The 13,911-nt window shown below is 40.7% G+C and carries 4 protein-coding genes; 3 read left to right on the top strand and 1 reads right to left on the bottom strand.

The window, feature by feature from the left end:
• Positions 1-54: 54 nt before the first annotated feature.
• Genes BMW86_RS08795 through BMW86_RS08785 form a run of 3 tightly spaced genes read left to right on the top strand, consistent with a single transcriptional unit; the run spans position 55 to position 9,699 of the window.
• Positions 55-5,157, top strand: coding sequence for a CHAT domain-containing protein (locus BMW86_RS08795; protein ID WP_089780953.1), 5,103 nt, complete (start codon positions 55-57; stop codon positions 5,155-5,157).
• Between the two features lie 22 nt (positions 5,158-5,179).
• Positions 5,180-9,190, top strand: a complete 4,011-nt coding sequence (locus BMW86_RS08790; protein ID WP_089780951.1) for a DEAD/DEAH box helicase — start codon at positions 5,180-5,182, stop codon at positions 9,188-9,190.
• Positions 9,191-9,216: 26 nt separating this feature from the next.
• Positions 9,217-9,699 carry a hypothetical protein gene (locus tag BMW86_RS08785; RefSeq protein ID WP_143056530.1) on the top strand — a complete coding sequence of 161 codons (483 nt, stop codon included), beginning with the start codon at positions 9,217-9,219 and terminating at the stop codon, positions 9,697-9,699.
• Here BMW86_RS08785 and BMW86_RS08780 read toward each other — a convergent pair.
• The gene (locus BMW86_RS08780) at positions 9,690-13,871 is read right to left on the bottom strand and encodes an AAA domain-containing protein (protein WP_089780947.1); all 4,182 of its coding nucleotides are present in this window, start codon (positions 13,869-13,871) and stop codon (positions 9,690-9,692) included. The two genes, BMW86_RS08785 and BMW86_RS08780, sit on opposite strands and share 10 nt — an antisense overlap.
• Positions 13,872-13,911 lie beyond the last annotated feature (40 nt).

Genomic DNA, 13,911 nt, shown 5'->3' with positions numbered 1-13,911 from the left:
TCAGTTTTTTAATATTAATTTGTGTGTACCCCAATTCCACAATAATATTGCTACATGCAACAGATTGCCATTAAAGGAGACAAATACATACCCGGTATTGTAGCTCCAGTATCTGAGTCCGGCCTATGGCTACAGGCTTCTTATACCATCAGTAACAGCCTGAGAGGTGCTGCCGTCGAAAGACACGATATCTCCCTGGATAAAAATGATCTGCTGGAATTTGTATTCTCCGATGATACCACCTGGCTTTGTGGTAAAGACTCATTAGGAGATTTATTCCCTGAAACATTATCCAACCGTTCCGCAACTTTTGAAATCCCCTCTTCTATAAAGGCCACAGGCGCCAACAGGGGGCTCATAGAAGATATTGCGATTAAAGTCATCAACCACTTTATAAAAACAGATATAGATGATAAGGTGGCTACTATTGCTGCCGGTATGGAACTGAAGAAACTGGAAAATAAAGTGGGGCTGTTCCTGCTGGATACCGGGTTTCAATTGCAGCCTTTTAGTCCCGGTGATGAAAAAACACCTTACCTGCTTTTCCTGCATGGCACTGCTTCTTCTACTTCCGGCTCTTTTGAGGGATTAAAAGGAAAAGATGAATGGACCAGCATCTGTAAAACATACGGTCATAATATTATTGCATTTAATCATCGCTCTCTTACAGAAAGCCCGCTGCAGAATGCATTACAACTGGTACAGCAACTACCGGAAGTGGCTACACTGCATTTGATCAGTCATTCCCGCGGAGGATTAATCGGAGATATTCTCTCCCGTTTCTGTATCACAGACGAGAATAATAAAGGATTTTCAGCGGATGAAATAGCATTGCTGGAAAATGAAGGAAGAACAAATGATGTTAGCTGCATCGCTGCAATAAAAAATGCTTTATCCGGTAAAAAGATTACAGTTAAGAAATTCATCCGTGTAGCATGCCCTGCTGCTGGTACTACACTGGCGTCTTCGCGGATGGACCTCTTTTTTAATGTCATTGGTAATCTCACGGGCGACTTATTTAAAGAACTGATCGCCTCCGTCGTTAATACTAAGAACGATATTCATGTATTGCCCGGACTGGAAGCCATGAATCCCGAATCGCCCTTTATTAAGGTACTGAATGATGTTACATTCAAAGGGAATATTGATGCACCACTGGTAGTGATATCCGGTAACTGCCGAGTGAAGCTGGGGTTAAAAGCGCTGGTCATCATCGCCAGTAAACTCTTTTATCAGAAGAATAACGACCTGGTAGTGAATACCGGCGCTATGTACCAGGGCGCTAAAAGATCGCGGGACCTGCAATACTTCTTTGATGAAGGTGCAGACGTAGATCATTTCAGTTATTTCAAAAATGCCGCTACGGCAAAAATGCTGAAGCTGGCATTAGACCAGCAGGTGGATGATACATTGATTCCCGGCTTTACTTATATGACCAGGGCGCAGGCGATTACTGCAAGAGGACTTGAAAGCGGTCAGCTGTTCATGGATACGGTAACGGGCAAACGTCCGATCGTATTATTACTTCCAGGTGTTATGGGATCTAACCTGCAAAGTGGCAATGATCTGCTATGGATTAACTACTGGAGCTTTGCGACAGGTGGATTATTAAAACTGGCAGCTCCTGATAATATTACGGCTCCTTCTATTGTTGCTACTTCCTACAGAAAACTAGCGCAGTTTCTTTCTAATACATATGATGTTGTTACTTTTCCGTACGACTGGCGCCGTCAACTAAATGAATGTGCTTCGTTGCTGAATGATAAGATCAAAGAATTATTAAAATACGATCAGCCAATAAAGATTGTCGCACACTCCATGGGCGGTGTAGTGGTGAGAGATTTTATTGTTACACATGCTGATACATGGGTTACATTAAATACATCCAACAACTTCCAGCTGATTTTCTTAGGCGCGCCATTAGGAGGGTCTTTCCGTATTCCTTATGCATTATTCGGTAAAGATCCGCTGATTGTGAAGTTGGGTATGCTGGATATTCTACATACCAAGAAAGAGCTGATAAAAGTATTCTGTCAATGGCCGGGGCTCTTAAGTTTGTTACCTCCTGATATGGGCGATACGAAAATATGGGATGAGATGAGGATAGCTTTGGGAGATGATGACTGGCCTGTTCCGATAAAAGATAAACTGGATGAATTTAATAATTATCGCAAGGGGATTAACCAAACGGTAATAGACTATAGCAATGCTGTGTACATTGCGGGGAAAGATAATGCTACACCTTACGGTTACACGATAGATGATACCGGACTGATATTCCTGAGTACTACAGAAGGTGATTCCAATGTAACATGGGAATCTGGTATTCCTTCCCAGATGATCACGGCAGATACAGTGTATTATGTGAACGTAACACATGGTCAGCTGGCGAACAATATGGAAATGTTTAACGGGATAGTGGAGATATTGGAGAAAGGTCAAACCAGCCTGTTAAGTAAACAGCGACCAGTAGTACGTGGTATAGAAAAAGTATTCAGAACTCCTGATACGCAGGATTTTGATTTGTCGCCTGCAGGTCTGGAAAATTCTATATCGGGTAATAGTGATGAAACACCTGCTGTAGAAGCCAGTGAAGTACCGGTAAGTGTATCTGTGAGTCAGGGTGATTTGCTGTATGCTACTTATCCGGTGTTAAACGGGCACTTTAAAGGAGATGGTATTTTATATGCAGAAAAGGCGATTGATAACTACCTGGAAGGTGCATTAACTAAAAGACATAAGCTGGGGTTATATCCGGGTGTCATTGGAAGCAGTGAGATCCTGATTGCCTCTCATTTGCAGCTGAAAGGAGCCGTGGTGGTAGGGTTGGGAGAAGCAGGCACACTCACTGCCTACCAGCTTTCTCTTACTATAGAACAGGGTATCGCAAATTATTTATTGTTCCTGGAAAGCAATAATATTTATCTGGCTACTGTAGGTATTTCTTCATTGATCATTGGGTGCGGATATGGTGGATTAACGATAGAGAATTCTGTAAGAGCGATTCTGCAAGGTGTACAGCGGGCCAATGCTAAAATAAGAAAGTTACAGGGCAAGAATGCAAGGGTAGTGAGTAATGTGGAATTCATAGAGAAATATGAGGACCGTGCCCTGAATGCCTATTACGCATTACATACACTGGAAAATGAGAACAGTCGCTCATTTAATATAGCCATTGCTGATAAGGATATTAAAACGCTGTTAGGTCTGGAAAGAAGAGTGTCAAAGGATCAGTCGGACGATTGGTGGAACCGTATTAGTGTACAGCTGATCAACAGGGAACAGGATAATGATAAGATAAAATGTTTGCAGTTCAGCGCTTCTACCGGAGGTGCCAGGGAAGAACAACGACAGCTGTTTAGCAGTCTGGATATTATCACGGCGCTGATCAGTGAGATCTCTACGAGTAATGAATGGTCTGCAGAATCTGCCAAGACAGTTTTTGAATTACTGATACCGAATGATTTTAAAGAACAGTTTAAGAAACAGGCGAACATCAACTGGATCTTAGATAAAAATACGGCAGCCTATCCATGGGAATTACTGCATGATGGTCTGTCTGATAATTATCCTTTAGCTGTGAATGCAGGTATGATCCGCCAGTTGGCTACAAAGGATTACCGGCTTACGATTAATGCAGTAGCAAAGAAGACAGCACTGATAGTAGCGGATCCTCAGACAAAAGGATTCCTGCCTTCCTTGCCTGCCGCTTTCAAAGAAGGACAACTGGTATCAGAGATCCTGGATAAAGAAGGATTTGCTACCACAAAGATGATCCAGAGTTCTTCCTTTAATGTGATCAAGGCGTTGTTTGCGGATGATTACAAAATCATTCACCTGGCAGGGCATGGAGTGTTTAACAAAGATAATCCTGAAGCGTCGGGCATGGTGATAGGATCTAAGGTGTACCTGTCTACAAGGGAAATAGCACAGATGAGTACTGTGCCTGAGCTGGTATTTGTAAACTGCTGTTCTCTTGGAGAAGCAGATGGGGTAGCAGAAGAGTTTTACCGCGACAGATACCAACTGGCGGCCAACATCGGGATACAGTTGATAGAAAATGGTGTGAAGGCAGTTGTAGCTGCCGGATGGGCAGTAAATGATGATGCAGCATATGATTTTACAGAACAGTTTTATACCGCCATGTTCGAAGGGTATAACTTTGGTCTGGCTATTCAAAAGGCAAGAAAGTATATCTATGATAAATACCCCGATAATAACAATACCTGGGGTGCATACCAGTGTTACGGAGATCCTTTCTATAAACTAACAGATCTCTCCTATAATGCTCCTGCTGCAAAGACAAACTTTGTAATGCCACAGGAAGCAGATGATGCTTTATTCAACCTGTTGAATAAAGTGCAGATGGGAAACAGGACAGTAGAAGAATACCTGCAAAAACTGGATGTCATCTCAACAGCGATAGATAAAGCCGATCTGCGCAATGCTGCTATTACTGAAAAAGAAGCATTGATTTATGCAGAACTGGGAGAGTATGATATGGCGGTTGCTAAATTTGAGCAATTGCTGAAAGCAGAAAATGCGGCATTCTCCTTCCTTGCCACGGAAAGTTATTGCAACATCAGCAGTAAGAAATATATGACGGATATTATACAATATCCTGATAAGGCACCTGATCTGCTGAAGAAGTTTGAGAGTGTGGTAGCTTATCTGAAAAGCCTGGCAGACATGTTCGGAACAGCTGAAAGATTTATGTTGCTGGGCAATTCGTATAAGTATAATGCCATGTTCGCTACTGATAGAAGAGCTGTATTACAACAGGCTGCAGACTATTATCAGAGCGCTACGGCTATTGATTATTCAGTATATACAGTTGTTAGCTGGAAGGAAATAGAAATTCTGTTATCATTAATAGATGGTAAGAAAGTAGCAAAAGATACAAGCGTCGTATTGAATAAGTTCCTGCAACAGGCCAGTACTCCCCTGGATGTATTTAATATCCGTTTGTGTTTGCTGCTGATCAATCCGGGGATAAATATTGAGGATGCTTTCCTTGCGTTGTCTAATATAGCAGGCTCACCAGGTAAAAAGAGAATGGTAAGGGAGCACCTGCAATTCCTGTCAGATGTATTGTCATGGTGTAAAAAGACAGATCCGAAGGATACAATTGATAAATTGATAAAAGATTGGGTATAGTCAGCTATTTTTGTATCCAGCAATGATTAATGAAACATTCTATTTAAAGCAATATCAGTCACAACCGGAGGATACTAAGCTGGTTATCGACATACTTTCAGTGTTCCTTTATCCGGTAGAGCGGTATACACTGATTGATAAAGTACGGCAGGTCAGGGAAATTCCCCAGAACGGAATTGTTGAAATTCTGCAGGAGTTAGTGGATGCCCGTCTGGCTATGATTAATCTTGCCGGTAATTATTCATTGGTACCTGAATTCGGGTTTTGCCTGTTCCCTGTAAATATCATACAACCAGGTTATCTCCGTTTGCTGGATAATAAAACGTATTCTTTCTATAGCACCAGTGCAAGGTTGCAGGAATTACAACAGTTGCTCGTTGCTTATTTCACGGGAGAGAAATCACTGCTCCTGCAACCAGTCAGGAAAATAGAATTTGAACTGGCGGAATACTTCCCTTATTTATGTTACCTGTTGTATTTTTCTGCATATGAACCATTACTGAAATTATTTTCTTCTGAGAGTATTGTAAAAATCTATGAAGCTACTATAAAGTATAACCTGCTGGAGATGCCTGCCATTAGCCAGTTATATGCGTTTCAGAAAAAGATGAATGCATTCACCGATCCTGAGCTATTGTTACTGGAAGGTGATTTCAGAGAAACAGAAAATGTGTTTTCAAAAGCGGTACATCTATTGTATAACAGGGAACCTGAAAAAGCATATGCTGCTTTTGAACAGGGGATGAAACTGCAACGACAAACGGATAAGAAGAACAGTATTCCCAATGCGCCTTTGTTTTCTTTCCTGTATGCACTTACATTAATTATACTACCAGACGAACAGTCTTACCCAATTATCAATAAAATTACTGCTGCTTACGAAAAGAAATTATTTCCGGTGATAACACCCGCTATCTGTTTACTGCATTTTCATAATGGCAGAAAGGAGAAGGCGGAGAACATCCTGGGGATATTATTGGAAACAAATGCAAAGCAGCCTGGAAGGTATTTACTGAGTTATCTTTCCCTGATCTGTTTACAACTTTTTCATCCCAAAAGTAAATTGCTGAAGACCTATCAGCCTATCATGAAAATGATTGTAAACAGGGGGATAGAATATCAATACAGATTATTGACCTATGAATACCTGTATCTTTTTAGAGAGGAAGGATATCAGGGGCATGCAGTGGAGTTTAGTGAACTGGAGACTTTTATAGGGAAACAGCCAGCACTTTCTTTATTGCAAAAAGTACCCGACTGGGAAAGGTTGTTAAATACATTGTTAATCACTAATGAGAATAATAAGAAAGAAAAAGTAGTACTTGAGTCGAGGCTTATTTACCTGATAGATTTTTACAGCTATGGGATACAGCCTGTTTTACAAACGAACCTGGGTGGAGAATGGAGTAAAGGCAGAAGTGTGGAATTGAAGAGATTGAAAGATGGAAAGGTAGAAGGCATGACGGATCAGGATTTCAGGATAGGAGCTACGGTGATGAAAGAAACGCATTATACCTATGGTGGTGAATCTTATATTTTTGAAGAAAAGGTATGGCAGGAGATTGCTGGTCATCCTTTTTTATTCCTGAAGGATCAGCCGACGGTGTCTGTAGAGATCGTAAAAGGAGGGCCGGAACTCTTTGTAAATAAAACAGGTAAAGGATTTACTTTCAGCAGCAACGTTGCGGATGCTACGGGAGATACTGTTATTGTGAAAGAGACGATGAACCGGTTGAAGGTAGTGAAACTCACTCCGCAGCAGCGTAGTTTATTACAGACATTAAAACAGATAGATGTCATTCCTGCTGATGGCAAGGAGAAGTTATTACAGGCATTGCGTAACATTGGTACACATATTACCGTGCATTCTAACCTGGATGAAGCAGCGACTGATATAAAGAAGAAAGAGGGAGATGCACGTATCCGTGTGCAATTGTTACCTATAGGAGATGCATTGAAAGCGAGCTTTTTTGTGAAGCCGTTTGTGAGTGATCCTCCTTATTGCAAACCAGGGGAAGGAGCGAAGATTATTATAGGGATGATGAACGGAGAGCGTTGTCAGGCGATCCGGGACCTGGATGCGGAGAGAGGAAATATGGGCATCTTGCTGGCGTATATACAGCAGGCGATCGTGCAGGAAATAGATGATGATACTATCATCTTTGAAGACCCGCTGGATTGTTTACAACTACTGGAAATTATACAACGTAATCCGGAAATTGCAGTGGCAGAGTGGCTGGAAGGAGAACGGTTTAAGATCCGCACACAGGTGAGTGCGTCCAATCTGCGGGTGACTGTAAAAAAAGCAAATGGGCGTTGGTTTGAATTTAATGGTGAGTTAAAGGCAGATGAGAATACGGTACTATCGCTGAAAGAATTACTGGATGCTACCAAACTCAGTAAAAGCCGTTTCATTGCTTTGCGTAATGGAGATTTCCTGGCGCTGACCAATAAATTATACAAACATCTTAGTGAGTTGGCCAGTATTGCGCTTGAAGAGAAAGACACTATTAAGGTGCAGGAGCTGAGTGCACATATGCTGGACGAGTTGCTGGAAACAGCGGGCAGTGCAGAGACGGATGTTGTATGGAAAGCCAATAGACAGCAATGGGAAGCGTCTGCTTCTTTGGTTCCTGAAGTACCGGTTACTTTGCAAACCACCTTACGTCCTTACCAGGAAGAGGGCTTCCGTTGGATGGCGCGTTTAGCATCCTGGGGAGCTGGTGCTTGCCTGGCAGATGATATGGGGCTGGGTAAAACGATACAGGCGATTGCTATTTTATTATACCGTGCCAGTCAGGGGCCTGCACTGGTGGTTTGTCCGGCTTCAGTATTACCTAACTGGACAAATGAGATCAATAAATTTGCTCCTTCCCTGCGGCCTGTATTCTTAAATAACGGTGACCGGGAAGAGATCTTAAAAGCTAGTCTGGCTTATGATGTGGTGATTACTACTTATGGTGTATTACAGTCGGAAGAGAAAATCTTTGCTGCTGTTGACTGGTGTACGGTGGTGCTGGATGAAGCGCATACTATCAAAAACTTCCAGACTAAAACATCGAAGGCTGCCATGTCTTTGTCTGCCGGCTTTAAACTAATTTTAACTGGTACACCTATACAGAATCATCTCAATGAAATCTGGAACCTGTTCAATTTTATCAATCCGGGTTTATTAGGCAGCCTGTATGATTTCAATAAAAACTTTGCCACACCTGTAGTATATAATCCTGATAGTACGGTAAAGAAACATCTGCGGAAGTTGATTTCGCCTTTTATGTTACGCAGGACTAAAGCCGGTGTATTAGATGAATTACCAGCTAAAACGGAGATTGTGAAGATGGTGGATTTATCTCCGGATGAAGTAGCCTTTTATGAAGCGTTGCGTTTGAAGGCGGTGGAGAATCTGAAGAAGTATGGCAATGTTCATGGACGTCAGCATCTGAATGCATTGACGGAAATTGGCAAGTTACGAATGGCTGCTTGTAATGTGCAGATGATAGATAGTTCTATCAACATTCCCTCTTCCAAACTATCTGTATTCCTGGAAATAGCTACGGAGTTGATCTCTAATAACCATCGTGCCTTAGTATTCAGCCAGTTTGTAAAACACCTGGAATTGGTTAAACGTGCTTTAGATAACCTGGGCATCTCTTATTTATATCTTGATGGTTCTACGCCCATCCCTGTAAGAGAAACATTAGTAAAACAGTTCCAGTCCGGAACTGCGGACCTCTTCTTGATAAGCCTGAAAGCCGGTGGTCTGGGTCTTAACCTTACTGCCGCAGATTATGTTATTCACCTGGATCCCTGGTGGAATCCTGCCATTGAAGAGCAGGCTTCTGACCGTGCGCACCGTATAGGACAAACAAAGCCGGTGACTATTTACCGGTTGGTAACAAAACATACGATAGAAGAAAAGATCATCGCATTACATCATAACAAACGGGATCTGGCAGATCAGTTATTGCAGGGAACTGATCAGGCCGGAAGACTATCAACAGAAGAATTGATGAAGTTAATTACACAAGGTTAATTATCTTTATGGGATATTTTATCTCTATGAAAATTCCAACACTTTATAAGCAATATTCGTTTACGAGTAGTTTATCCAGGGAAGAATTATCAGCAAAGCTCAGAGACTATTTAGCTCAGAACAGAGACTCCCCGTCTTGTTATGGGTCTTATTATGGGACTATCGAGGGTGATAAATTTGAGATAAGAAGAATTACCAGTGCCAGAGAGACTTCTTATATGCTCAATGGAATAGTTAATGCTACTAATAATGGAAGCACTGTTTCGATAGAGATTGCTCCTCGTTTAGGCATGTTTTTAATTCAGATAGTTGTATTCCCCATTATACTTTCAAATTTCTTTGGAGGTTTTTCACATCCGGAACCAGCTAAAATTATGCGGATAGCTTTAATAACGCTGTTATGGATCGTATTTTCTTATGCAGTTTTATTTGTAGGGCTTGGAAAGGAATTAAAAAGATCAAAGGAGTTTCTATTGAGCCTTCTTCAGGGAAAAGAAGCTCAGTCCTGATCATTTAATCTGGGAACCAGTCTTCGGAAAATGTGATACATGCGGTTCTTTCTGTCTGTAGCTGCGATGATGTATTTGTTTAAAGGATACTTATCTAAGAGATTATTTACTCCTGTTGCCAGTTTCTCTACATCTTCTTTACCTATGTTGGCAAACTGATGAGAGAAGTTCAGCACTACTGTGTTAGGGAAACAAAATGTACTATCCCAGTAATCGGTAGATATATCTTCTAAAGAATGTTTTAAGAGAAATGTGGTGTCTTTATCAAATAATCCACTGTTGGTAAATTCTCTGGCTTTGGATAACATGGCAACAGAAATGTCTATACCAATGTAATGGAAATGGAATCTGTTTGCAGATGAAAAGGTTTTGTTGAAGGCAAATCCTGATGTTAAAGGCCCACAACCCAGGTCTATAAAAGAGATCCTGTTGCTGGTGTCGGAGAATACTGTTGTAAAGAAATCAAAAGAAGAAGTGAACGATTCCATCACAGCGCAATACTGCTGGCGCATGTTGTAGTAACAATACAGATCTACCTTTTCCTGAGAGCTATACTTTGTTTGTAAATCGAAGTTAGTCCTGCCGTATTCTATTACGCATAATTTATTATAGTCGTGATCATTGCCATAAATGAGTGAGGGAGGTTTTGTGGCCGGATGATTTTTAATGGGTGCTACTACTAAATTATTAAATACAGCAGTGAATGTTTCATCAGGAGTATCCACACCAACCGGCTTCTCCGCTGCAAACTTTCCTGAAATGAATTGAGAAGGACGAACGGATAAATACCCACCTTTTGAACGGATGAATTCTATTAACCTGAAATAGGTAATATTATTAGAAAGGATAGCAGGATTACCGGTAATGAAGAGTTGTTTCTTCGCCCTTGTAATTGCTACATTCAGTTTACGATCTACCAGCATCCCGTTTTCTTCCATATTATTGGAAAGGAAATCTATCTGATAAAACTGGTTTACACTAAAAGAATAAATGATGATATCCCGTTGTGAACCCTGGAAACGTTCTACCGTATCAATTGTTAATTGATTCAATACCGGAATACCCAGTTTAATAATCTCTCTCCTTATTAATGCAATCTGACTTCTGTAAGGCGTAATAATGCCTACACTTTCTTCGGGAGAAAATACTAATCCATTTAATTGATATAATGCATAGATGTTTTTAAGCAACATAGCAGTAATAACTGCTTCATGAGAATTCGTCTTATTCGTCTTCTCATTGGTGTTCCTTTCCGAAGGAATAAAAGCAAGACGTTTAGTAGCAATCAACGTTTGGATAGCATCGGTACCATATTGCTTAAACTCAAGAGGGGCTTTCTGATGTGCACAGGGAACTTCTTTCAGCTCTCCGTTATAAAATGCATAATTAGGGAATAATGCAATATCAGGATGCATACGCCCCTGCTTATGTAACATGCCCCAGAAGGGTGAATTCTTATCACCTTTATGCAGACTGAATAACCTTTCGAAGAGAGAATTACGCCTGTCGTATAAGCCCATTGCATGTAAGCGGGGATCATTCACCTGTGATTCTACCGGCTTCTGTAATACGACTGCCGGCAGTTGTTTATGATCTCCTATCAGAATGAATTTATCAATTGCATTTGTGCCTTTCCCGTTTTTGGCTGAGAGGATACCTAACAGATGCGGCTCTAATATCTGCGAAGCCTCATCAATAATTGCTACCTGAAAATGTTTGATACGGAACAGTTCCATCCTGCCGGAAACGGCTGCTACTGTTCCTACAAAGATCCGGTACTGCTGCACACGCAGTTTTACCAACTCTCTGGAATCGCAGTCTGCAATGGCTTTATCCAGCAGACGATCCCGGTGTTTAGGATCGCAGGAGAGTGAGGAGCCAATACGTATATAAGCAGGTGCATCTTCTATTGTATCCAGTGAATCACAGATTTCATCTACTGCCCTGTTTGTATAAGATAACAGGAGTATAGAACAACCCATCTTATAAAACTCCTTTACCATCTCCTTTAATGCAATAGATGTTTTGCCTGTTCCCGGCGGGCCTACCAACAGGAAGTAATCACGTGCATGTTTTGCTTTACGTACAATATCATCTACTTCAGCAGAATGCCTGGTAGCTACAGCGGGAAGATCTCCTGCATGTAACATAGGTGGGCGCTGGTTCAACAATAACGTTTTACGATCGGCATTAGCCTGTAAGAATGCATATAGCCCTCTGTACATAATACTATAAGCAGAGTCCAGAAAATCATGCTCTACTGCATATTTACTGTCAACAGGCAATACTGATTGATTACGCTGTTGCTGCCGCAACCGTATAGTAATCTCATCATGATGCAAGGATTCAATAGCGCCTTTGAAGATTTGCTTGTTGGTAACATTATCTTCCTGATTATTCCGCTGATAAAGAATAACGATATCTCCCTGACGAAAGTTGGGCAGGAAATTATCATCATAAGCGGGGATGGTCAATGTTACCGTAGATGGAATCTTTTCTGTGTTATTTTCAAGAATAGTGAGATCCGTTAATATCTCTCCCGATTCCATTTTCTCGTCTAATGTAGACAACCATAAAGAAGAAATACCTTTGCTGCCTTCATAATCGGCTCCGCCAGTTTTTGAGATATAATGTTCCCTTGTAACGAAGGTGTAGAAGCTATGGAAATAAGCAGACTCAGTTAAAGATGAATTGTTGAAAAAAGATTTAAAATGATTGATCTGCGGAACAATGAACCTGTTAAGGAAATTTTCATTCAGCTGATTATTGGTGATCAGTGTTTCCGGAGAAATCTCATCTATCTGTATTTTGGTAACATTGCCTGTATGATCTGCTGCAATCGTTCTTTCATCAGCAACAATCAGGTTACGGATATTAAGAATCTCTTTGATCACTGCCATAAAAGGTTGTGAGAGTCTTAGGTTAGCCTGTTCATCCGCATATTTAGAATAAAAAATGAGGGTATCTAATTTCTTAAATGATACACCTAATATTTTCTGAATAATGATCTGATAGAGGAACGCCTGTGCTTTATGATTCTTTCCTATTAATTCAAAGTTGGTATCAGGAGAAGGAGCCTTCCCCGATTTTAATTCTATCACGAACTGTTTATCTGTATTCAATTGCAGATAATCCAATCTCCCTTGTACTCCCAGGTGTTCACACATAAACGCTGGTTCCAGGATCCCATATTCCCTGTCTATCCCTCTTGAAGGAAATACATTATTTACTACTTTCCGGATATTGTTAAACTGCTCAACAGTGCTTTCAAAAAAGGTAAATACTTTTTCTTTGCTGTTGAGATCTGCGCAAGTAGCAAATTCCAGTGGTGCTGTTTTAAATGCTTTTTTCATGGCGGTTTTATATACTACCGGCTCATGAGGTTTCTCATTCACAAATTCATCTAAGAACAGATTGGCAGCATTACCCAACAGAATATGACTGGTATTCTTAGTAGCTTCAAACCTGCTTTGTACATAGTTCAGCGGATGACTGCCATATTCTTTTAAACATTCTGCCAGGGAGCTGATATCAATTAAATAATCAGGTTCCAGGATGATCATATCAGGAAATAAAATCCCATGATCATCAATGGTAACATCTATTAAATTTAACTGACAATCTGTCCATAAGCGATTTACTGTTGGGGCAAACTCTTCATTGTATTTAATCCTTACAGGATCTTCTGTAGGCATTTTCTCCGCAAAAGCATAAATGTATTCATCATCTACATACAATACATCTACCCTTATCCGTTCATGTTTTTCTCCTTTGATCCTTTGAGCGGGTTTATATAAATCAATTTCCGGTAAGAGGATCGCGATGTATTCCGGTATGGGTACATCATAAAAATGACTGACTACATTACACAATGCTTTAAGGTCATGCAGGTAATCTTCTTCAGAAGGATCGAACTGCGCGTATAGTACATTATTCGCATTAACACGAAAAGTATTGATCTGGTATGTTCTGCGGGAAGGAAGTTTTGTTTTTTTACAAACGTAATTAAGTCTCGAAAATAAATTCGAGAACTGGATAGGATCTCCGGCTGTCATATCCTTACAAACCCGTTCAAGTAAGGAACGCAGTTTCGGATACTTATCTTTTATAGTAGTGGACTGATAATGTAATTCACTTAACTGATCGAAGAATTCAACCCCTGTAACATTCATAATGTACGGCAATATACGACGAAACAGAAAATATATGAAA

Source organism: Chitinophaga sp. YR573, assembly GCF_900110995.1.
Classification (GTDB): Bacteria; Bacteroidota; Bacteroidia; order Chitinophagales; family Chitinophagaceae; genus Chitinophaga.
This window is presented reverse-complemented; position numbering and strand designations above follow the sequence as displayed.

What these genes read in the sequence shown, in the direction of transcription:
- BMW86_RS08790 (WP_089780951.1), top strand. Translation starts at nt 5,180, where the DNA reads ATGATTAATGAAACATTCTATTTAAAGCAATATCAGTCACAACCGGAG.
- BMW86_RS08785 (WP_143056530.1), top strand. Translation starts at nt 9,217, where the DNA reads ATGAAAATTCCAACACTTTATAAGCAATATTCGTTTACGAGTAGTTTA.
- BMW86_RS08780 (WP_089780947.1), bottom strand. Translation starts at nt 13,871, where the DNA reads ATGAATGTTACAGGGGTTGAATTCTTCGATCAGTTAAGTGAATTACAT.
- BMW86_RS08795 (WP_089780953.1), top strand. Translation starts at nt 55, where the DNA reads ATGCAACAGATTGCCATTAAAGGAGACAAATACATACCCGGTATTGTA.